This is a genomic window from Pigmentiphaga litoralis (assembly GCF_013408655.1).
Classification (GTDB): Bacteria; Pseudomonadota; Gammaproteobacteria; order Burkholderiales; family Burkholderiaceae_B; genus Pigmentiphaga; species Pigmentiphaga litoralis_A.
Genome location: NZ_JACCBP010000001.1, coordinates 2,730,641 through 2,751,135, shown reverse-complemented (window position 1 = coordinate 2,751,135; position 20,495 = coordinate 2,730,641). Strand labels below are relative to the sequence as shown.

The window sequence follows — 20,495 nt, the reverse complement described above, 5'->3', positions numbered from 1 at the left end:
GAAAGGGGCGCTTTCTTCGCAGAAAGCGCCCCTTTTTATCGCCGCCGTGCTTTGCCGCAGACAGGCCGCAGCAAACGCGTCAGCCCGCCAGAATCACGGCGTCACGGTCGGCAGTGCCGGCGTGAACCGCGAAAACTGCGGACGCTCAAAGATCACGTCCCATACGCCGTGGCCCAGGCGCAGGCCGCGGGTTTCGAACTTGGTCTGCGGGCGCCAGGCCGGACGCTCGGCAAAACCGTCCGCCGTATTGGCCAGCAGCGGTTCGCGCGACAGCACGTCCAGCATCTGCTCGGCGTAGTTTTCCCAGTCGGTCGCGCAGTGCAGATAACCGCCCGGGGCGATGCGGCTGGCTAGCAGCGACACGAAGGTCGACTGGATCAGCCGGCGCTTGTTGTGGCGCTTCTTGGGCCACGGATCGGGAAAGTACACGTGCACGCCAGCCAGCGAGTTCGGCGCGATCATGTCCCGCACCACTTCGACCGCGTCGTGCTGGATGATGCGCACATTGCTCAGGTTCGACGTTTCGATACGCTTGAGCATCGCGCCCACGCCGGCGTTGAAGACTTCCACACCAATGAAATTGAGCTCGGGCTTGGCCAGCGCAATCTTTTCGGTCGTCTCGCCCATGCCGAAACCGATCTCGAGCACGGTCGGCGCTTCGCGGCCAAACGTGGTCGCCACAGGCAGGTGCCGGTCGGTGTACTTGATCGACCATTTGTCGAGCAGGGTGTCGAGCGCTTCTTTCTGGCCCAGCGTGATGTGGCCCCGGCGATGCACGAAACTGCGGATGTGGGCAGTCGCGGCCGTGGCCGCATTGGCCGGGCCGGTCGCCAGCGTGGCGAGTCCGTTGAAAGGCGCCGGGCGCAGGATATCGGAATTAGTCATGTCAGCCTCCGCCGACCGCGACGACGATCTCAAGGTGATCACCGTCGGCGAGCATGGTTTGTTGATGCACACTGCGCGGCACGATCTCGCCATTGCGCTCGACAGCTACGCGTTTACCCGCATAGCCCAGCGTTTGGATCAGATCCGCGACAGAGGTGGGGACCTCGATCGTGCGCGATTCCCCGTTCATTACGATTTTCATGCGCCGGATTTTAGTCCGAGACAGGGCATCGGCGGTAAACGGGGGCAAACAGACCGTAACCGAATGCGTGCGATCGACGAAAGGGGAGCTTACCCGGGGCGTGTGGCCAGGAAAACCGGGTATTCGGCGGACATTGTAGGCTTAACCAGCCTTGCGGAAGCTCCACCCTTGGGTGGGGAGGGATGACCGGCTGTCGGACGCCGGAATGTCATCGAAATCCAGCTTGCCCGGATTGAGCAGCTTGTGCGGATCCATGCTCCGTTTGAAGACGGCATCGCGGTCATCGAACTGCTTGATGCCGACTTCGCGCACACCCGTGGTGTGGGAATTCGCCACCTTCACGCCAAAGCTCTGCAGCTTGGCCACGATCGCCGCCATCTGCGCCTCGTTTTCATACACGATGCCGGGCGAGCCCATGGTCACCACTTCGCCCTGGCTCAGGAACACTTCCATGCGCAGCGGCGCCGTGCCGCCCCAGGCCGCGTGCACCCGTTCGATGGTCGGGAGCAGATCCTGGGCGGGGAACATGCCCTGCAGACCGGTGTAGGTCGGCTGCGACTTCTGGATCTGCCGCAGGCCGTGGCCATACGCAAATTCATAGATCGGCGCGCCATAGAAGCCCTGGCCTTCCAGGCTTTCATGCACGATGCTGCCGCCAAAGTCGTCGACCAGGCCTTTGAATGCGTCCATCGTCGGCGCCGCGATCATGCAATTGACCATCGTGTGGCCGTCGGGAACGATGTCGCCCAGCGCCGTCATCAGGCGCGCCACGGGCCATTCCTGCAGCGAGATCAGCTTCTTGGTGATCGCCGGTTCCGACGCCAGCTGGACCCCGAAGCGCGACGCCACCAGGAATTCCGGAAACGCCACGATCACTTCCTTCCAGGTCCAGGCGGGCGTGGTCGGCATTTCGACTTCGGTAATGATGGCGTTGGTGCCGTAGGCGTGGTGGACCAGTTCGACGTCCCGGCCGCGCAGTTCGACAAAGCGCGGTTCGGCCTCGACGCTGACCACTTCCATGGCCGTGATGTTGCCGCGGTCACGCAGCATGCCCCACTGGCAGCTGCCCATGCCGCCGCTGCCGCCGGCCACGAAGCCGGCAATGCTCGACACCGAACGCGTCGACGGGTGGATGCGCATCTCCCAGCCTTTCTCGCGCGCGGCCACGTCGATGTCCGCCATGCAGGTGCCGGACAGCGCCCGCACGTTGCCTTCGTTGATCGACACGATGCCACTCAGGCCGGTCATGTCCAGCAGGATGCCGCCCTGCAGCGGCACGCTCTGGCCGTAGTTGGCCGTGCCGCCCCCGCGCGCCGTCAGCGGAATGCGATGCTTGACGGCTGCCTTGATGATCGTCAGCACATCGTCCTTGCTGCGCGGCGACGCCACCACGTCGGCCACGCGGCCGGCCAGCGACTGGCGCAGCAGGGGGCTGACCGCGAACTGGTCGCGGCTTTTTTTGCGGATGGTCATCGCGTCGGTGGCGTGGGGCACGTCGCCCAGGTCGGCACAGAATTCGGCTATCGGGTACGTCACGGCATTCCTTGGAAATCAGAGGTCAGGTCGTTGGCGCGGCGGGTGGCCGCCGCCTTTACACGGCCTTGCGGTACATCCAGCTGTCGGTGGGCAGGGTGGCCGAAAAGGCCTCGTCCTTGCCATCCGCATCGAAACGGCCCGGGTTCAGCAGGCCATACGGGTCCATGTCCCGCTTGAACGCAATGTCGCGCTCACTCACTTCCTTCTTGCCAACGGACCGGACCGACGACGTGTGCGGATTGGCCACGCTCACGCCCTCGGCCTGCATGATCTCCACCAGCCGCGCCATCTGCGCCTCGCTTTCGAAAATCACATAGGGCGATCCGCTGCCCACCAGCGCGCCGCCCCAGCGCCGCAATTCCATGCGCATCGGCCCCATGCCGTCCACCTTGTCGTGCACGCGGCGCACCAGGCCGACCAGATCGTCGCTTTTGAAAAAGCCTTCGACCGACGTGCGGCGGGGATCCGACTTCTGCACCTGCCGCAGCGCATGGCCATACGCAAATTCGTACATCGGGACCGCGTAGGGCCCTTGTTTCTCGCGGCAGACCGAAGCCAGATGGCCGCCATGCTCCGCCACCAGTTCTTCGAAATCCTGCCGGCACAAGGACGACACCATGCAGGAAATCATCGAATGGCCGTCGGGCACCAGATCGCCCAGCACGCCCACCAGGCGGGGCGTGGGCCATTCCTGCACCGACAGCAGCTTCTTGACGATGCCGTCTTCATTGCCCAGCGCCACGCCGAATTTGACCGTGTCGATATAGTCCGGAAAGGTCACGATGGCTTCCAGCCAATCCCACGCCGGGGCCAGCGGCATCTCGACCTCGCTGATGATGCAGTTCGCGCCGTACGCGTGGTGCACCATGCGGGCGTCGCGGCCACGCAGTTCGATCACGCGCGGCGTTTCTTCCATAGAGATCACTTCGACCGCCGTGATGTTGCCGCGGTCGCGCAGCACGCCCCACGACGCGCTCCCGATTCCGCCCGTGCCGCCCGCCAGAAAGCCGCCGATGGTGGCCGTGGTCTTGGTGGTCGGAAATATGCGCAGCTCCCATCCGATGGCCTTGGCCGCCGTGTCCATGTCGTCGACGATGGTGCCGGCCAGCGCCCGGATCTCGCCAGGACGCGTCCACAGCACACCCGCCACGCCGCTCATGTCCAGCAGGATGCCGCCGTGCAGCGGCACGCTCTGGCCGTAATTGGCCGTGCCGCCGCCGCGTGTGGTGATCGGGATCCGGAACTTTGCGGCTGCCGCCACCACCTGGATCAGTTCGGCCTTGCTGGCCGGGCTGACCACCACGTCCGCGCGCTTGCCTTCCAGCATGGTCTTGAGCATGGGGCTGACCGCATACCGGTCGCGGCTTTTCGCCCGCAGGCTGATGGGGTCCGTGGTGGAAACGATCGGGCCAAGCGCGGCCACGAAGTCGGAGATGGGATACATGGGGGCCTCGTTTACCCGAAGAGGGCAACTCGCCCCATTAAAGGGGAAAAGACCGGAGGGGGTTAGTCAAGGAATTGCCATAGAGTCTATAACTGGGCGGCGAAGGATCGGCGGGGCATGTGGATATAATGCGCCGTTAATCATTCTCATCCTCATTTGCAGGGTGTGGCGGCGACAACCTTGGCGGAGGGGACCCCATTGCAGGATCACGTGACGACCCTCTACTGCGAGCATCGGGGCTGGCTGTTCAACTGGCTGCGCCGCAAGCTCGGGTCCGCCGACAACGCCGCCGACCTGACGCAAGACACGTTTTTGCGGATCATTACGTCGCGCGATACCTTGCTGGGCATTCGTGAACCCCGGGCGTTTCTGGTCACCACCGCCAATCACCTGATGGCCGACCGCGCGCGCCGCAAAGTCATCGAAGACGCCTACCTGCAGGAACTTGCCCTGGCCGCCGTGCACCGGACGGGCGCGCCGTCACCCCAACAGATCCTGGAAACCGTGCAGGCCCTGACGCAGATCGAAGCCGTCCTGAACGGACTTGCCGACAAGCCTCGGCAGGCCTTCCTGCTGCATTACCTGGACGGCGAGCCGCAACGGGATATCGCCGGCCACCTGGGCGTATCCGAACGGATGGTCAGGAAATACCTGGTGCAGGCGCTGACGCACTGCCAGTTCCTGCTGGACAACTGAGTGCCCGCCCAACGAAAAACGCCCTCGGTCGCCGAGCAGGCCGCGGAATGGATGGTGCTGCTGACCTGTGACGACGCCACCGAACGCGCGCAGGCCGAGCAGGGCTTTCGTGCGTGGCGCGCCGCCGATCCCCGCCATGCCCAGGCCGCGGCGCGCATCGAAGGTTTCATCGGGCAGGTCGACACGGTGCGCCGCCGCAGTGGCGATGATGCCCGCCCTGCGCGCGCGGCGCTGGATGCGGCCCGGGCGGGAAAGCGGCGCCGCCGCAGCGCGCTGCAGGCCGGCACGGTGCTGACTGGCATCGTCGTGTTGGCGGGCGCCATCGGTTTCAGCGGCCTGTTGTCGGCCCCCGGCCTGTTGCAGGCCGATCTGCGCAGTTCCGAGCGTGAATGGATCGAGCAGACCCTGTCCGACGGCACGCGCATCAGCCTGAGCGGGGCCAGCGCCATCAAGCTGCGGTTCGACGCAACGCGCCGCACGGTCGAACTGCTGGGCGGCGACATCCGGGTGGATGTCGCCAAGGATGCGTCGCGGCCGTTTGTGATCGAAACCCCCGACACGCGCATCCAGGCGCTGGGCACCCGCTTCCTGGTCAGCTATGCGAATGGCAAGACCGACCTGGAGATGTTCGAGTCGCAGGTGGTGGTCGAAAACACCTTGTCGGCGCCGACAGGGGGGCCGGCCCGCGTCGTGGTGCAGGGCGGCCAGCGGTTGCGGGTCACGCCCCAGGGGATCGGGCAGGTCGAAAGCCTGGATGCCCGGCGCGTCGAAGCCGGCTGGCGGCAGCGCCAACTGGTGCTGGATGAACAGCCTTTGCCCGAGGTGCTCGCGCAACTGGCCCGGCACCGCCCGGGCGGCATCCGCTTTGATGGCGAAGCGCTTGCCGGGCTGAAAGTGTCCGGTGTCCTGCCGCTCGACAAGCCGGACGAGGCGCTGCGCCTGCTGCAGATCAGCTTTCCGGAACTGCGGCTGCGCTATGTCACGTCGCGATGGGTGTGGGTGAGTCGGGCCACCGATTGAAAAAAGAGGGGTCCGGCGGTTCCGGTTTCTGGTTCTGGTTCGTCATTGTCTGTGTACGCAACGAATCACCCAACGACTCAGGACGCTTTTTACCGTGACATCACGCCCACCCCGGACGCCGCGCCGCCGCCTGCCCCCTTTTCGACGCGCCATTCCTTGCAGCGTCGCCATGCTGGCGGCTGTCACGTCGATCAGTGTCAGTGCGCAGGGCAGGGCCTACGACATTCCTGCCGGCCCGCTCAACCCGGCCTTGACACGGTTCGCGCAGGAAGCGGGCGTGTCGCTCGCGCTGGACGCGCGGCAGGCCGCGACTGTGCGGTCGCCCGGGCTCAAAGGCACGTATGGCATTGATGACGGCTTTGCCGCGTTGCTGGCGGGAACCGGATTCGACATCGACCGGACGGCGGTGGGGTACCGCCTGAAGCCGGCCGCGGCATCGGCATCGGCCGCGGCATCAGCCGCTGCCGGTTCAAGTGGTGACGCGCGCATCACGTCGATGGACGAAGTCACCATCTCGGCATCGCGGTCCAACGTGGAAGCGGCCAAGGCGCCGCAGACCGTGCAGATCATTCCCGAACGTGAGATCGCTCAGCAATTGGCGATCTCGACCAATTCGTCGGACGCGCTGAGCAATCTGATTCCGTCCTACACCCCCAGCCGCGGCAAGATGAACGGCAGCGGCGAAACGCTGCGCGGCCGCACGCCCCTGATCCTGATCGATGGCGTGCCGCAATCCAACCCGATCCGCCCCACCGGGCGCGAAGCGCACACCATCGACTTTTCGATGCTGGAACGCATCGAAGTGATCCAGGGCGCCAACGCGATCAATGGCCTGGGCGCGACCGGCGGCACCATCAACCTGATCACGAAGCGGCCCGACAACGGCAGCTTCAATCAGTACGTCGATGTGCAGACCACGTTTCCCACATCCCACCTTGGTGGCGACGAGCTGGGCTACAAGGCCCTGTACCGGGCCGATGGCCGCAAAGACAATGTTGACTATCTGTTTGCCTTCAGCTTCGAAGACCAGGGCCTGTATCGCGATGCCAAAGGCCGTTCGATTGGCGCCGACAACACGCAGGGCGATTTGATGGACTCGCGGTCGCGCGACCTGCTCGGCAAGGTCGGCTACTGGATCGATGACAACCAGCGGCTGCAGTTTTCGCTGAACCACTACCGCATCAAGTCCAAGATGAATTACACGGCGGTGCCGGGCAATCGCGAACAGGGCATCCCGACGACATCGACCGAAGCGACGCCGCCTGGCACGGCGCCCTGGAACGATGTGTGGACCACCAGCGCGACCTACAACCATTACGACCTGGCGGGCATGGAACTGTCGGCCATGGTGTTCCACCAGAAGTTCGAAGGCCTGTTCGGCGCCGATAATTCCGCCACCTTCCAGGACGCGCGTTATGCGCCCTTGGGCACGCTGTACGACCAGTCGCGGTCGGTATCGTCCAAGACCGGCAGCAAGGTCAGCCTGACAAAAGATGACTTGTTCAATAAAAGCCTGAAGGTCACTGCCGGCTTCGACACGCTGTTCGATGAAGGCAAGCAGGACCTGTACGGCACGGGCCGCACCTATGTGCCGCCGTCGGAATACCGCAACCTGTCGTTGTTCGCGCAGGGCGAATTCAAGTTGCTGGACACGCTGACGCTGCATGGCGGCGTGCGCCGCGAGTACGCCGATCTGTCCATCGACAGCTACCGCACGCTGGCCCGCTACAACGGCGTCGCGGTCGAAGGTGGCAAGCTCGACTTCAACAAGACCCTGTACAACGTGGGCCTGGTGTTCGAGCCGGTCAAGGACCTGAACCTGTACACCAGCTATTCCGAAGGCTTCGGCATGCCCGACGTGGGCCGCGTGCTGCGATCGATCAACCAGCCGGGGCAGGGCATCAGCAACCTCAGCACGCTCGCGCCCATCGTCACCAAAAGCATCGAACTGGGCGGGCGCTACAAGGTGGGCCAGTGGGACGTCAACGCGAGCCTGTTCCGGTCCAGCTCCGACTATGGCGCGCGTGTGGTGCGCGTCGGCGATGCCTTCATGACGGCGCGCGAAGAAAACCGCATCGATGGCCTGGACGCTGGCATCGGCTACCAGATAAATCGTGCGCACAAGGTCAAGGTGTCCTACTCCAAGACCAAGGGCCGCTACGACAGCGACGCCAATGGTTCGCTGGACGCCCGCCTGGACGGACTCAATGTCGCGCCCGACCGGGTGATCGCCAACTGGAGCGCGCAGTGGAATGACCGCCTGGGATCGTTCCTGCAGGTGCAGCACGCCATCAGCCGCGACTTCGACGATCCGCAAAAGAACTTTGGCGGCTACACCCTGGTGGATGCCGCCGCCAGCTACAAGCTGCCTAAAGGCACCGTGCGCATCGCGGTCGGCAACCTGCTGAACCGCGACTACATCACCTATTACTCGCAAAGCGCGCTGGTGGAACCGCTGCGCTACTTTGCCGGACGGGGCCGCACGATCACGCTGGGCTACTCGCTCAAGTTCTGATGACGCCAGGGGCAGGTAAGGGCGCGCGCGTGGGCGTCGGCGGGCGGGCCGGCGCTGGGGGCGGAGGTCGGGTCGGCGCCAGCGTCGGCGTTTGGGTCCGCGTTGGCGTTGGCGTATGCGTGGCCATTGCCGGCGGCTACGCGCTGACGGGCCTGGCGGTGGTGCTGCTCGGCCAACTGCTGGTGCGCGCCGGCATGCCTGCGTCCGAAGCGGTCGTTTCCGCCGGCATGTCGGGCATGGTGATCTATCTCGGACTGCTGCTGTGGGCGCTGGCGTGCGTCAACGTAGCGCGTCTGTGCGGGTGGATGGCATTGGGGAGTGCGGTACTTGCCGGGCTGGTCGGAGTGCTGCGCTGATGGCCGGTGTTCGTCAGCGCTACACCGTCGTCCACCGGTGGGCGGGCATCCTGTTCGGCGCCTTGCTGTTTGCCATCTTCTGGATGGGCACGCTGAGCGTGTTCGATCGTGAACTGGATCGCTGGATGATGCCAGCGACGCGGCTGGCAGGGGTGCCCGGTCCGGTGCGTATGGACCCGGTGGTCGATGCGGTTGCGTCGTTGGTGCCGGCGGATGCGCGGCAATGGCGCATCGACTTGCCGACCCCACGCACGCCTGCCTGGCGCTTCACTGCGCAGCGGCCGGGCGAAGCGCCTGTGCTGCATCTGCTGGACCCCGCAACCCTTGATCCCTTGCCCGACCCTGGCACCTTAGGCGCCAGCGGGTTCTTCTTTCCCTTCCACTATGGACTGCACCTGTCGTGGAAGGAAATCGGCAAGTGGTTGGTCGGCGCGGCGTCCATGGCGATGCTGGTGCTGCTGATCGCGGGCATCGTCATCCACCGCAAGGTGTTCAGGGAATTCTTCACGTTCCGGCCCGACAAACGCCTGCCACGCAGCACGCTCGACCTTCACAACGTGACCGGTGTCCTGGGCCTGCCCTTTCATTTCGTCATCGTGCTGTCGGGGCTGGTCATCTTCTTCAACCTCTATTTTCCCTTCGCCTATCAGTCGGCCTATCAGGAAGGCGCCAAGGGCAAGGCGCAGTTCCAGGCCCAGAGTTATGGGCGGTACACGCGGCCGCTTGCCGGGCTCGCTGCGCAGGGCCCCTTGGCGTCGGTGGATGCCATGGCGGCGCAGGCTGAATCCGTGTGGGGCGGCGGCGTGCCGTACTTCGTGCGGGTCTGGAATCCCGGCGATGCCAACCGCTATGTGGAACTGCGCCGCGCGTACTTTGGCGAGGTCACCATGAACATCGACCAGCTGTATTTCGATGGGGCGACAGGCACATTGTTGGCGCGCTTTTCCGCCGGCCCGGTCATGAGCGTGCAGCGTTTCCTGTCGGGGGTGCACTTCATCCAGTTCGATCACTGGCCGTTGCGGTGGCTGTACTTTTTCCTGGGTCTGACGGGCTGCGTCATGATTGCCACGGGCATGGTGTTCTGGCTGGCGTCGCGGTCGGTGGGGCAGAAGGCCGGTCTGGAAGGCATCGGGCCGCGTGTCGCCCTGGCGACGTCGATTGCCGGTGTGACCGGCCTGTTGATTGCCACGCTGGCGTATCTTGCGGCGAATCGCCTCTTGCCTGCTGGCGCGAGCGCATTCGGTTGGACGCGGGCGGAACTGGAAGTGTGGGCCTTCTTCATCGTATGGCTGATGGCTCTGGTGCACGCGCTGCGAGGGGGCCGGGCGTGGGGGGAGCAAGCAGGGATGATTGCTGCGCTGGCCGTGCTGTGCGTAGTGTTGAATGCTGCAACGACCGACGCGTACCGGTTGGGTGGGGCTGTCGGGCCCATAGCTGTGTGGGGCGTGGATGGCGCATTGCTGGTGACGGCGGCCATCGCGACGTGGGCGGGGTGGCGGCTGCGGCGCGGCTGGCGGGACGGCGACAGGCGGGGCCCCCGGGCGCCGCAACGCGTGGTACCCGATCGCCCCGCCGCTCCGGCTGCCAGGGGTGACTCGGCATGACCCCCTGGCTGGCGGGGCTCGCGTTGGTCTGCTCCTACGTTGGCTGGGCCGCGATCGCCCTGACGCAGTCCGCGCATCGGGATTGGGTCGGGCGCATGGCGCGTGGCGGCTGGGCATCGTGCTGCGGACTCAGCCAAGCCGGGGATGCGCCAACGCGCCTTGGTATTTTTTTCCTGCGCCTTGGTGCGGTGCTCTTGACCTTGGTGTCCGCAGCCCTTTGCGTCACCCAGGACGGCTGGAGCTTTGGCGTTCTGATGTGGAGTTGCCTGACCTGCCTGGCGGCGCTTCTGGTCGCGCTGACGTTGACCTGCCTGCGCGCGCGGCTGCAAGCGCGCTGACCCCGCGCGGCTGCAAGCTCGTTGACCCCGCGCGTCTGCAAGCGCGCTGGCCCGTACTTTAGGAAACGCGTCCGCAATCGCGTCCACAGTCGCGCGGCCGACGCGTCACCCCGCCCACTGTGCGATGTAGCGCTTCAGGAAATCCGTGAACGTCGCCATATCGTCCCGCTGGCGGCCGGCGCCGTTCCAGATCTGCCAGATCTCGAGCGGAACGACAGGGTCGATCAGGTCCTGCACCTCGATCTTCCGTCGCCGGAAAGCGGGCAGGGCCAGCGACGGCACGATGGCGACGCCGGCACCGGTCTCGGCCATCGCCACCTGCGTCTCGATATGGTTGAACACCAGGTCGGCGTGGCCCCGCTCGATGCGGCTCAATTGTTCGTTCACGCGCTGCTGGATCGGATTTTCATCGGGCAGCAGAATCAGCGTTTCATGCGCCAGGTCCGACCAGGCAATGGCCTTGCGCCGCTTCGACGGGCTGCCCGCGCGCACGGCGGAAAAGGATCCTTCCACCAGCGGCGCACCCTGCACGCCGCTGCCCGGCCGCAAGAAAATCCCCACCGCCATATCCAGCTTGCCGGATTCGACCAGCGGGCAGATGTTGGCGCGGTCGCTGTCGACCAGCCGTGCCTGCACCCCTCTGGACGACGCGTTGAACTCCGCAATCGCCGCCGGCATGACATAGGTCGACATGAACTGGGTCGCGCCGATGGTCAGGCAGCGTTCCTGCGTCGACGCCGACCGCGCGATCCGATGCACCGCCGACTCCAGGTCCGACAGCGTGCGTTCGACCACCGGGTGGAACTCCGCGCCAAACTCCGTCAGCGACACATGCCGGGTGGTCCGGTCGAACAGCCGGAAGCCGATCTGCGTTTCCAGATCACGAATGAGCACGCTCAAACCTGACTGAGTGACACCCAGCAGGTCGGCCGCCCGCGAAAAGTTGCGCTGCTGGGCGACCAGAAGGAACGCGCGAAGCTGCCGGGAATTGAGCTGCATGAAGGCGGCGCTGATACACGGTGGTAGCGATGGGCCACTATAGCCCCAGCAGCCGGCTCGCATTGCGCTGCGTGATGGCGTCCAGATCCTTCTGCGCGTACCCGTAGTCGACCAGGCCATTGACCGTGTCCAGGCTGGTGCGATACGGAAAGTCCGTGCCGAACACGACTTGCGCCGGGTCCACCAGCTTCATCAACGAAGACAGGGCATACGGCGTGGCCGACCAGGCGGTGTCGTAATGGAAGCGGCGCAGTTCGTGCAACACGCCATTGGGCACGCTTGCCTTCAGGGCAGGGTTCATCTCGGGCAGCTTCAGCAATCGTTCCGTCAGGAAGGGCAACGTGCCGCCCGCGTGCGAGAAAATGAAGCGGATGTCGGGATACCGCGCCGCCGTGCCCGAAAACACAAGATTCGTGATCGTGCGGGTCGTGTCCGTGCCGTACTCGATCACCGTCGCGGGAATGTCCTTGACCAGGTTGTTGCAGCACTCCGCCGTCGTCGGGTGGACGAACACAACCGCCTTGCGGCGATTCAGTTCGGCCATCATCGGGGCAAAGTAAGGGTTCCCCAGCCACTTGTCGCCCAGGCTGGTCCGCAAGGCGATGCCGTTGGCTTTCAGCACGTCCATGGCATATTCGATCTCCTTCAGCGCGTCGTCCATATTGAGCAGCGGCGGCGATGCAAACGATCCGAAACGTCCCTTGTGGTCGATGCCCAGCTGCGCCGCGTACTCGTTGCCTGCGCGGGCCAGGCGCCTGGCCTGCTCGGGGTGGGTCGCCGGTTCCGGACGCGCCACCGACAGCATCGCCATCCGGGTGCCCACGCTGTCCATATCGGCCAGTGTCTGTTCCACCGTCCAGCCAAAGGTCGAATTCTTTTCAAAGTAGTGGTGATGCACATCGATCAGCCCACGCTTCGCGGCAGCGGGCGCCGTCGTCGCGCAGCCCGGCAACACGGCGGCTGTGCCTGCGGCCAGCAGACCGGTCAGGAAGCCGCGGCGGGTCATGCCGCAACCGCAGTTCATGGCAAGACTCCTGCAAGATCGGCATCGAACGCGCCATCGATCAGAATGAATGCAATGCTTGCCCGCTCGGTGGACCGGTTGCTCCACGCGTGGTTGGTGCCGCGCTGGACAACCACATCGCCCGCCGTCAGCCGGACATCCTCGTCATCCAGGACCAGATACAGCTCGCCGCTCAGCACGATCGCGTAGTCGACCGACTGGGTGCGGTGCATCAGCGGGTGACGTCCGCCCGCGCTGTAGGTGGACGCCTGTGCATTGCCCATCGCCGAGAAAATCTGGCGCGATGTGTCGGGATCCAGATTGCGCAAGGCCTCGCTGTCCGGCTCGAAATGGGCGACCCGCACGATCGTGCCTTGCGGGTCGGGCATGATCCGATGGGAGCCCGCCGTGGGATCCGGTTCCAGCTCAAGCCCGATGCGGGCGGGCGATTCGGTCGTACGCCAGACTTCGGTCGACTGCCAACCCGGGCGCAGCGGATTGGTCCGCACTGCGGTGGCGGGGCCGTCGGACACGACGATGGCTTTGCCTTGGGCATCGTGGCCGGTGATCACGCGTCGTACGGGGTGGGTCATGGGATCTCCTGGGTGGGGGGCGGAATCGTTGTCATGCCGGGCTGGATCGAACCGGTCCTGTGGGTACTGCTGCCCGGACTCATTCCGGCTCGACGCGGGCGATGCGTACCAGCTCGGTGTACTTGGCGATGTCGGCATCGACGATTTGCGGGAAAGCATCGGGTGGCAGCGTGGACGGCATCAGTCCGGTGTCCTTGATGGCCTGCGTCATCTCGGGCGTCTGCAGCGCCTTCGTGACTTCCTGGCGCAAGCGCTGGACGATGGCGGGCGGCGTATTGGCGGGCGCGAACAGGCCATGCCATCCGGCATCCACATCAAAATCGGGCACGCCGGCTTCCTTCAACGTGGGCACATCGGGCAGATAGCTCGCGCGCGTCGCGCCCGTGAAGGCGAGCGCCCGCAACTTGCCCGCGCGTATCTGGGGCAGGGCGGTCGGCGCCGTCATCAGCATGGCCTGGATCTCGCCGCCCAATAGCGCCGCCGCGGCCGGGCCACCGCCCTTGTACGGCACATGCAGCATCTTCGTGCCGGCGCGCATGTTGAACCGTTCGCCGGCCAGGTGCAGCGTATTGCCGATGCCCGGCGACCCATAGGCGATCTTGCTGTTCGGGTCACGCGCCAGCGCCAGGAACTCCGCCAGCGTCCTGGCCGGGACGCCCGGGTACACCGCCAGGATCAAACCTTCGCCCGCGGCCACTTGCGCAATGTCGACGAAGTCGCGCTTGCTGTCGTAAGGCAGCTTCTTGTAGATGCTGGGATTGACCGCGAACGAGGCGGACGTCAGCATCAACGTATAGCCATCCGGCGCTGCCTTGGCGACGGCATCGGCGCCAATGATCCCGTTGGCGCCCGCCCGGTTATCCACGATGATCAGCTGGCCCAGCTGCTTGCTCAGTTGTTGTCCCAGGATGCGCGCCGTCGTGTCCGGCCCGCCCGCGCCGAAAGGCACCACCAGACGGATGGGGCGATCGGGCCAGGATGACGACTGCGCCTGGGTCGGGGCGGGAGCGGGCCCTTGGGCGTGGGCTGGTGTCAGCGTTAATGCCAGCGCCAACGCCAGCGCCAACGCCAGCGCCAGCGCGAGCGACGTCCGCACGGCGGCGGTCAGCGCGGCTGCGCCCGCCCCGAAGATACGATTCAACATGCTGTCTCCTTGCAGCCCGCTCGATCGGCAGGCTGTTTGACGTTCGCAACCTTCAGTGCACTGCGCTTATTCGTCCTGCACGGTGTTGGCCAGGACGCCGATGCCGCTGACCGCGACTTCGAGCCGGTCACCAGCCTTCATGAACACGGGCGGCGTGCGCCGATGGCCCACGCCCGCCGGCGTTCCCGTCGAAATCGCATCCCCCGGCTGAAGCTCGGTAAACGTCGACACGTAATGCACGATGGCCGCGGGCGTCCACATCAGCCGCTCGAAGGTGGTTGACTGCATCAACGATCCGTTCAGGGTGGTCGTCAGCCGCATCGCGCCCGGATCCAGGATCGCGTCCGCCGTCACCATCCAGGGGCCGAACGCACTGCTGCGATCAAAATTCTTGCCCGCCGTCACACTGTGCTTCTGATAGTCACGCACCGACCCGTCCATCAGGATCGAATAACCCGCCACGTGCGACATGGCCTCCGCCTCCGGAATGTGCCGCCCCGCCTTGCCGATCACCAGCACGATCTCGCCTTCGAAATCGAACCGGTCCGACACACGCGGCTTCAGGATCGGCTGCTCGTGACCGACCAAGGACTGCCGGTGCTTGGTGAATAGCGATGGCGATTCCTGGCTGGCGCGGCCGGTCTCTTCAAGGTGGTCCTTGTAGGCCACGCCCAGCGCGAACACACGGGCGCCGCTGTCGGGGATTAGCGGCAGGTACTCGACGTGGGTAAGCGGATGGTCCGGTTGCACGGCGGCGCACAAGCGGCGCGCTTCATGAACCAGGTCCTGGCGCAGCAGGTCGGCCAGGCTGTGGCAACGGCCCGCAAACCGCGCCGACAGATCAATGAATCCGCCTTCGACGATTGCGCCAAAACACGTGCGGCCCTGTATCTGCACCGACGCCAGCTTCATGGATGTCTCCGTTGTGGCCGGCGCGGAGCCGGCACCCGGCGTCTATGCGCCGTGAGCCATGACGGTAGCGCGATGCGAAGGGGGCTTCCAACGATAGTTGGTCATGAGTCCAGCAGGGTGGGTCATGAATGGCGGGCCACGCCCGGTTCAGCGGATCTCGACGCTGTAATAGAACCGGTTGGCCGGAACGAAGGACACGCGCCATTCGACGACCTGGCCCACATGGTCTCTCATGGTGCGCTCGATGCGCATGCACGGCGTTGCCGGATCGACGCCAAAGATCGCCGCGTCAGGCGCGTCCAGCATGCCCATCGACAGCTCGTCGACCGCGCGCGACACCACCACGTCGCACAGCTCGTCATACACGGGATACAGCAGCGGCGGCGATTCGCGCTTCAGATAGCTTTCCAGCTTCGCGAAACGTTTGGCGGGCAGCCAGATATGTTCGACCAGCACGACCTCGTCGCCGTAGGCGCGCGAACGGTGCAGATACAGCACTTTTTCTGTTGCGGATCGCAGTTGCAGCTTGCCCCGCATCACATCATCGGCCGCTTTGGTTTCCAGCGTCAGGATGTGGGCCGACGGCAGTTCCTGTTGTTCGGTGCCGCGGAACCGCACAAAGCGCAGCATGGACGAGCGCTCGAACGCGCGCGTGACGAACGTGCCTTTGCCGTGGATGCGTTCCACGACCTTTTCCTGTTCCAGCGCCTGGATTGCCTTGCGCATGGTGCCAACCGAAATCGAAAACTCCGCGGCAAGCCGCTCTTCACTTGGCAAGGCTTCACCCGCTTTCCACACCCGATCGGCAATACGGCGCATCAATTCATCGCGCACCTGGACGTGGCGGGGCAGGCGTTGATCGATGACGGGGGATTGGGACATGGCAGGCGGGATGGTCAGGGCGTAATCGGCGATGCCAGTGTACCGGGAAAACCATAGGCACCGCCCGATGTTCTTTACACATACACTCCTGTACAGGAGTTAAGGTCACAACAACGGAGATTCGAATGCAATGGAAGATCGCGGCCGCTTTGGTCGCTGCCGTCACGGGATGGCACGGACAGACACTGGCGCAGGGTGGCTACCCCGATAAACCGGTACGTATCGTCGTTCCCTTCGCCCCGGGCGGCAGCTTCGACCTGATCGCACGGGACCTGTCAACCAAGCTGGCAGCGGTGTGGGGGCAGGCGGTCATCATCGACAACCGCGGCGGCGCCGGCGGCAACATTGGCGCGCAAGCCGTGATCGGCGCCGCGCCCGATGGCTACACCCTGCTGTTCTGGGGCGATGGCGTGCTGGCCAATCCCTTGCTGTACGACAAGCCGCCTTTCGATGCGATACGCGATCTGTCGGGCATCGCCCTGGTGGCCACGGCACCGCAGGTGCTGGTGAGCCGCCCCGGTACCGGACCGTCCACCATGAAAGACGTTCTGGCCGCGACCCAGCCTTTGAACTATGGCACGGCGGGCAACGGCTCGCCCGGCCATCTGGCCGCGGAACTGATGAAGCGCGAGGGCGCCAAACAACTGACGCACATTCCGTACAAAGGCGGCAATCAGGCGCTGACGGATCTGCTAGGCGGGCAGATCCAGCTCGTCTCGACAGGCTTGCCTGCGTGCATTGCCTTCATCCGCAGCGGCCGTCTGCAAGCGGTCGCAGTCTCATCGCGGACTCGCCTCAAGAACCTGCCGAATGTGCCTGCCGTGGCGGAAACACTGCCCGGCTACGAGGTCGATACCTGGTTCGGCATGATGGCGCCCAAGGCGACGCCAGAAGCAATCCGCAACAAGGTGGCTGCGGATCTGCGCAAGGTCATGGCCGATCCGGCCCTGCAGAAAAAGCTGATGGATGGCGGCTTCGTGCCCACCATCAGTACCCCCACCGAACTGGATGCCAAGATGATCAAGGACCTGGCGTTCTGGCGTGCCCAGGTCGCCAAGTCCGGAGCGCGTGCGGAATGAGCGTCTCGATCTCTCGTCGATATGGACCGGTGGCGCCGGTTCAAACCCTGACCGTCACGACCACCGACGCGCAACGCCTGACGCTGCGCGTGCTGCGCGAAGCTACCGATCCCACTGCGCTGCCCGTGGTGTTCGTTCATGCCTTGGCCATGAATGGCGACATGTGGGCGGGCGTCGCGGATGCGCTGGCGGAGGCGTTGGCATCGCCTGCGTCGGCATCGGCATCGGCCGCGTCGGGGTCTGACGCATTGACCCGCGCGTCTTCCTCATCTGCGCCTGGCGGCGTGATGATCGCCATGGACTGCCGTGGGCATGGCGTGTCCGACGCGCCGGCGGGCACGTACACCACTGACCGCTTTGCCCAGGATATTGCCGACGTCGCGACCGCGCTCGGTGCCGAACGTCTGCACCTGGTCGGCTGCTCCATGGGCGGCACCGTGGCATTGGCGTTTGCCGGCACCTATCCGGAACGTCTCGCCAGCCTGACCGTCATCGACGCCACCGCCTGGTATGGCGCGGACGCACCCAAGAATTGGGAGGGCCGCGCGCAGGCTGCGCTCAAGGACGGCATGGGATCGCTTGTCGAGTTCCAGCGTGCCCGCTGGTTCAGCCCCGAATTCCTTGCGGCCAACAACGACCTGGTGGAGCAGGCTGTCGATGTCTTCACGGCGAACCGCGTGGCTGCCTACGCAAGCACCTGCCGCATGCTGGGCGTGGCCGATGAGCGGGCGGGGTTGGAACGGTATGACGGACCTGCTGCCGTCGTGGTCGGAGAACATGACTATGCGACGCCGGTCACCATGGCGGAAGACGTTGCAGCGCGGCTGCCCGCTGCGACGCTGACCGTCATCGCCGACACCCGCCACTACACACCGCTCGAAGCGCCGCAGCAGGTGGCGGCGTGCATCGCAGAGGTCATGCGCCGTGCGCGCTGACGTCGATGCCTGCTGCCGTCAGGCTCGTTGCAAATCACAACTTTTATAAGAAACCGGAGACACCCCATGACCATCAACACGCAACGACGTCAGTTGCTGCTTGGCGCAGGCGCGCTGGCCACCCTGTCCCTGACAGGCTGCGCAACGCGTCCTCAGCACACTGACATCTTCGATTCGCACTGCCACATCATCGACACGCGCTATCCGATCATCCCTAACCAGGGCTACACCCCGCCATCCTTTCCCTTGGCGGAATATCAACGCCAGACGCAGCCCCTCGGCGTGACCGCCGGTGCGATCGTGTCGGGATCCTTCCATGGCAATGACCAGACCTACCTGCGTGCCGTGCTCGCGCAGCTCGGCCCCCGATGGGTCGGCGTCACGCAAGTCGCCCCCAACGTCCCTGATGCAGAAATCGCCAGCCTGTCCGCCATCGGCGTGCGGGCCCTGCGCTTCAACATTTTCCGCGGCCGCGTGGATACGGTCGATGACATCGTCGAACTGGCTACCCGCGCGCACGCGGCGGGCCGGTGGCATGCCGAAATCTACGCCGACGCAGCCGCCTTGCGTCCCCACGTCGCCAAATTGTCCAAGCTGCCCCAGATCGTCATTGATCACTTGGGCATGACCGAAGAAGGCCTGCCCGTCGTGCTGGATTTGGTCGATGCCGGCGCACGGATCAAGGCGACCGGCTTCGGCCGTGTCACCATGGACGTTCCCCGTGCACTCGAACGCATTGCCGCACGCAATCCCAACGCGCTCATGTTCGGGACCGACCTGCCATCCACGCGCGCCAAACGCCCGTTCGAAGTTGCCGATATCGAACTGGTGCGCAAGGTGCTGGGGCCGGAGCTGGCCAGGAAAGCGCTTTGGGACAATGCGGTGTCGTTGTATCGGCCGCAGGTGTGAACGGCCGATAAGCAGGCAGGGCGGCCGACATGCACGTTTGTGTCGACCAGCCGATATGGCTTTTGGATCGCGGCTTGCGGCGATTTGCCGCGCTGCCGATTCGCGCTTAGAATGCCGTACGGCGTCGCCCCAGCGCGCACGCCAATCTACTGCCCATCCCTGCAGTGCAATACGGATGGCGCGTCATGCGGGTGTAGTTCAATGGTAGAACGGCAGCTTCCCAAGCTGCATACGAGGGTTCGATTCCCTTCACCCGCTCCAGTTTTCCCTTCCATGCGATTCTCCGATCTCGACCAACGCCTCGCCACCCTCGGCGCCCAGCCTGCTCACCGCGGCCGGATCCTGCGCGTCTGGCTGAGCGGACAGACACTCGACACTGGGTCGCGTAAAGACTTCGAAAACTTCCTGCCGCTCGCGGTCCGCAATGCCTTGCCGGCCTTGACGGCGGAACTCGACGGCCTGGCCCGCATCCATTCCGAACACCCCGGCGATGACGGCAAGCGCCTGCTGGTCGCATTGGCCGACGGCCAGATGGTCGAAAGCGTGCTGCTGCCGCGCGATGCGCTCTGTGTGTCGACTCAGGTGGGCTGTGCGGTCGGCTGCCGGTTCTGCATGACCGGCAAGAGCGGCCTGATCCGCCAGGTCAGCAGCATGGAAATCCTGGCCCAGGTCGTGATGGCGCGGCGGCAACGCGTGGTCAAGAAAGTGGTCTTCATGGGCATGGGCGAGCCGGCGCACAACCTTGAAAACGTGCTCGAAGCCATCGACCTGCTCGGCACCCAGGGCAACATCGGCTACAAGAATCTGGTGTTTTCCACCGTGGGCGATCGGCGTGTGTTCGACGCGCTGCCCCGCCAACGCGTCAAACCGGCGCTTGCGCTGTCACTGCATACGACCAAGGCCGACCTGCGCGAACACCTGTTGCCACGCGCACCCAGGATCTCTCCAGAAGAATTGATCGAGCTGGGCGAGCAATACGCGCGTGACACGGGCTATCCGATCCAGTATCAGTGGACGCTGCTCAAAGGGATCAACGATGGCAATGATGAACTCGACGCAATATTGAGCCTGCTCAAAGGCAAGTATTGCGTGCTGAACGTCATCCCATTCAACAGTCTTGAGGGCGACGATTACGAGCGGCCGGATGCCGAGCGCGTTCAAGAGATCGTGCGTTATCTGCACGGCAGGGGCTTGCTGACCAAGGTCCGGAATAGCGCGGGGCAGGATGTGGAGGGCGGCTGTGGCCAGTTGCGGTCTCGCGTTGTCGGGACGGAGCAGGTTATCGAGCTTCGCCGCTCGCGTGCTGCAAGTCTCTGACCTTACAACTCGTCTGGCTGCCGCGGCCAGCACTGCGTCGCCGATCGATCGCCAGTGCGCTCGGTGATCCGCCTCACGAAGGCAAGCTTGCCGGGCGGCCGGTGTCGCCACCAGCGCATTGATCAA

At 64.9% G+C, this 20,495-nt stretch carries 20 protein-coding genes and 1 tRNA gene; 11 read left to right on the top strand and 10 right to left on the bottom strand.

The window, feature by feature from the left end; translation table 11 throughout:
• Nucleotides 1-93: 93 nt before the first annotated feature.
• From trmB to HD883_RS12350, 4 genes are all read right to left on the bottom strand, one after another.
• On the bottom strand, nt 94-885 hold the full coding sequence (gene trmB / locus HD883_RS12365) for a tRNA (guanosine(46)-N7)-methyltransferase TrmB (protein ID WP_179585078.1): 792 nt from the start codon (nt 883-885) through the stop codon (nt 94-96).
• Nucleotide 886: 1 nt separating this feature from the next.
• Entirely contained in the window at nt 887-1,087 is a 201-nt protein-coding gene (thiS, locus tag HD883_RS12360; protein ID WP_179585089.1) for a sulfur carrier protein ThiS, read from the bottom strand.
• A 141-nt stretch (nt 1,088-1,228) separates the two neighbouring features.
• Complete coding sequence (locus HD883_RS12355; protein ID WP_179585094.1) at nt 1,229-2,623, bottom strand: FAD-binding oxidoreductase; 1,395 nt, start codon at nt 2,621-2,623, stop codon at nt 1,229-1,231.
• Between the two features lie 55 nt (nt 2,624-2,678).
• Nucleotides 2,679-4,067 carry an FAD-binding oxidoreductase gene (locus HD883_RS12350; RefSeq protein ID WP_179585098.1) on the bottom strand — a complete coding sequence of 463 codons (1,389 nt, stop codon included), beginning with the start codon at nt 4,065-4,067 and terminating at the stop codon, nt 2,679-2,681.
• Nucleotides 4,068-4,277: 210 nt separating this feature from the next.
• On the opposite strand from HD883_RS12350, the gene HD883_RS12345 reads away from it, so the two are divergent.
• The 6 genes from HD883_RS12345 (at nt 4,278) to HD883_RS12320 (ending at nt 10,596) form a co-directional block, all read left to right on the top strand.
• Complete coding sequence (locus HD883_RS12345) at nt 4,278-4,763, top strand: sigma-70 family RNA polymerase sigma factor (RefSeq protein ID WP_373563356.1); 486 nt, start codon at nt 4,278-4,280, stop codon at nt 4,761-4,763.
• The gene (locus HD883_RS12340) at nt 4,764-5,783 is read left to right on the top strand and encodes a FecR family protein (RefSeq protein ID WP_373563355.1); all 1,020 of its coding nucleotides are present in this window, start codon (nt 4,764-4,766) and stop codon (nt 5,781-5,783) included.
• Nucleotides 5,784-5,952: 169 nt separating this feature from the next.
• Nucleotides 5,953-8,298, top strand: a complete 2,346-nt coding sequence (locus HD883_RS12335; RefSeq protein ID WP_179585102.1) for a TonB-dependent receptor domain-containing protein — start codon at nt 5,953-5,955, stop codon at nt 8,296-8,298.
• A 119-nt stretch (nt 8,299-8,417) separates the two neighbouring features.
• A complete protein-coding gene (locus HD883_RS12330; RefSeq protein ID WP_179585104.1) occupies nt 8,418-8,654 on the top strand; it encodes a hypothetical protein in 237 nt (78 codons plus the stop codon).
• Complete coding sequence (locus HD883_RS12325) at nt 8,654-10,258, top strand: PepSY-associated TM helix domain-containing protein (RefSeq protein ID WP_179585106.1); 1,605 nt, start codon at nt 8,654-8,656, stop codon at nt 10,256-10,258. The genes HD883_RS12330 and HD883_RS12325 overlap by 1 nt, the downstream gene beginning before the upstream one ends.
• Nucleotides 10,255-10,596 (top strand): DUF3325 family protein, encoded by a 342-nt coding sequence (locus HD883_RS12320; protein ID WP_179585108.1) that lies wholly within the window; start codon nt 10,255-10,257, stop codon nt 10,594-10,596. The genes HD883_RS12325 and HD883_RS12320 overlap by 4 nt, the downstream gene beginning before the upstream one ends.
• 105 nt (nt 10,597-10,701) lie before the next feature.
• Here HD883_RS12320 and HD883_RS12315 read toward each other — a convergent pair whose 3' ends face one another.
• From HD883_RS12315 to HD883_RS12290, 6 genes are all read right to left on the bottom strand, one after another.
• The gene (locus tag HD883_RS12315) at nt 10,702-11,595 is read right to left on the bottom strand and encodes a LysR family transcriptional regulator (protein WP_179585110.1); all 894 of its coding nucleotides are present in this window, start codon (nt 11,593-11,595) and stop codon (nt 10,702-10,704) included.
• Nucleotides 11,596-11,632: 37 nt separating this feature from the next.
• Nucleotides 11,633-12,619 (bottom strand): amidohydrolase family protein, encoded by a 987-nt coding sequence (locus HD883_RS12310; RefSeq protein WP_179585112.1) that lies wholly within the window; start codon nt 12,617-12,619, stop codon nt 11,633-11,635.
• On the bottom strand, nt 12,616-13,191 hold the full coding sequence (locus tag HD883_RS12305) for a cupin domain-containing protein (RefSeq protein WP_179585114.1): 576 nt from the start codon (nt 13,189-13,191) through the stop codon (nt 12,616-12,618). Before HD883_RS12305 ends, HD883_RS12310 begins: the two co-directional genes overlap by 4 nt.
• A gap of 79 nt (nt 13,192-13,270) precedes the next feature.
• Nucleotides 13,271-14,335 (bottom strand): tripartite tricarboxylate transporter substrate binding protein, encoded by a 1,065-nt coding sequence (locus HD883_RS12300; RefSeq protein WP_179585116.1) that lies wholly within the window; start codon nt 14,333-14,335, stop codon nt 13,271-13,273.
• Between the two features lie 66 nt (nt 14,336-14,401).
• A complete protein-coding gene (locus tag HD883_RS12295; RefSeq protein WP_179585118.1) occupies nt 14,402-15,247 on the bottom strand; it encodes a fumarylacetoacetate hydrolase family protein in 846 nt (281 codons plus the stop codon).
• A gap of 147 nt (nt 15,248-15,394) precedes the next feature.
• Entirely contained in the window at nt 15,395-16,129 is a 735-nt protein-coding gene (locus HD883_RS12290) for a GntR family transcriptional regulator (protein ID WP_179585120.1), read from the bottom strand.
• A gap of 125 nt (nt 16,130-16,254) precedes the next feature.
• Here HD883_RS12290 and HD883_RS12285 point away from each other — a divergent pair, with 125 nt between their 5' ends.
• From HD883_RS12285 to HD883_RS12265, 5 genes are all read left to right on the top strand, one after another.
• Nucleotides 16,255-17,208, top strand: coding sequence for a tripartite tricarboxylate transporter substrate binding protein (locus tag HD883_RS12285; protein ID WP_179585121.1), 954 nt, complete (start codon nt 16,255-16,257; stop codon nt 17,206-17,208).
• On the top strand, nt 17,205-18,143 hold the full coding sequence (locus tag HD883_RS12280) for an alpha/beta fold hydrolase (RefSeq protein WP_179585123.1): 939 nt from the start codon (nt 17,205-17,207) through the stop codon (nt 18,141-18,143). Before HD883_RS12285 ends, HD883_RS12280 begins: the two co-directional genes overlap by 4 nt.
• A 66-nt stretch (nt 18,144-18,209) precedes the next feature.
• Nucleotides 18,210-19,052 (top strand): amidohydrolase family protein, encoded by an 843-nt coding sequence (locus HD883_RS12275; protein WP_179585125.1) that lies wholly within the window; start codon nt 18,210-18,212, stop codon nt 19,050-19,052.
• Nucleotides 19,053-19,239: 187 nt separating this feature from the next.
• Nucleotides 19,240-19,313: transfer RNA gene (locus HD883_RS12270), tRNA-Gly, on the top strand.
• Between the two features lie 12 nt (nt 19,314-19,325).
• Nucleotides 19,326-20,369: an RNA methyltransferase gene (locus HD883_RS12265; protein WP_179585127.1), complete on the top strand. Its 1,044-nt coding sequence runs from the start codon at nt 19,326-19,328 to the stop codon at nt 20,367-20,369.
• Nucleotides 20,370-20,495: the final 126 nt, after the last annotated feature.

Excerpts from the sequence above, each read along its gene's own strand:
- HD883_RS12315 (WP_179585110.1), bottom strand. The coding sequence starts at position 11,595 with ATGCAGCTCAATTCCCGGCAGCTTCGCGCGTTCCTTCTGGTCGCCCAG.
- HD883_RS12310 (WP_179585112.1), bottom strand. The coding sequence starts at position 12,619 with ATGAACTGCGGTTGCGGCATGACCCGCCGCGGCTTCCTGACCGGTCTG.
- HD883_RS12300 (WP_179585116.1), bottom strand. The coding sequence starts at position 14,335 with ATGTTGAATCGTATCTTCGGGGCGGGCGCAGCCGCGCTGACCGCCGCC.
- HD883_RS12290 (WP_179585120.1), bottom strand. The coding sequence starts at position 16,129 with ATGTCCCAATCCCCCGTCATCGATCAACGCCTGCCCCGCCACGTCCAG.
- thiS (WP_179585089.1), bottom strand. The coding sequence starts at position 1,087 with ATGAAAATCGTAATGAACGGGGAATCGCGCACGATCGAGGTCCCCACC.
- HD883_RS12265 (WP_179585127.1), top strand. The coding sequence starts at position 19,326 with ATGCGATTCTCCGATCTCGACCAACGCCTCGCCACCCTCGGCGCCCAG.
- HD883_RS12275 (WP_179585125.1), top strand. The coding sequence starts at position 18,210 with ATGACCATCAACACGCAACGACGTCAGTTGCTGCTTGGCGCAGGCGCG.
- HD883_RS12320 (WP_179585108.1), top strand. The coding sequence starts at position 10,255 with ATGACCCCCTGGCTGGCGGGGCTCGCGTTGGTCTGCTCCTACGTTGGC.
- HD883_RS12350 (WP_179585098.1), bottom strand. The coding sequence starts at position 4,067 with ATGTATCCCATCTCCGACTTCGTGGCCGCGCTTGGCCCGATCGTTTCC.
- HD883_RS12285 (WP_179585121.1), top strand. The coding sequence starts at position 16,255 with ATGCAATGGAAGATCGCGGCCGCTTTGGTCGCTGCCGTCACGGGATGG.
- HD883_RS12335 (WP_179585102.1), top strand. The coding sequence starts at position 5,953 with ATGCTGGCGGCTGTCACGTCGATCAGTGTCAGTGCGCAGGGCAGGGCC.
- HD883_RS12325 (WP_179585106.1), top strand. The coding sequence starts at position 8,654 with ATGGCCGGTGTTCGTCAGCGCTACACCGTCGTCCACCGGTGGGCGGGC.
- HD883_RS12305 (WP_179585114.1), bottom strand. The coding sequence starts at position 13,191 with ATGACCCACCCCGTACGACGCGTGATCACCGGCCACGATGCCCAAGGC.
- HD883_RS12280 (WP_179585123.1), top strand. The coding sequence starts at position 17,205 with ATGAGCGTCTCGATCTCTCGTCGATATGGACCGGTGGCGCCGGTTCAA.
- HD883_RS12295 (WP_179585118.1), bottom strand. The coding sequence starts at position 15,247 with ATGAAGCTGGCGTCGGTGCAGATACAGGGCCGCACGTGTTTTGGCGCA.
- trmB (WP_179585078.1), bottom strand. The coding sequence starts at position 885 with ATGACTAATTCCGATATCCTGCGCCCGGCGCCTTTCAACGGACTCGCC.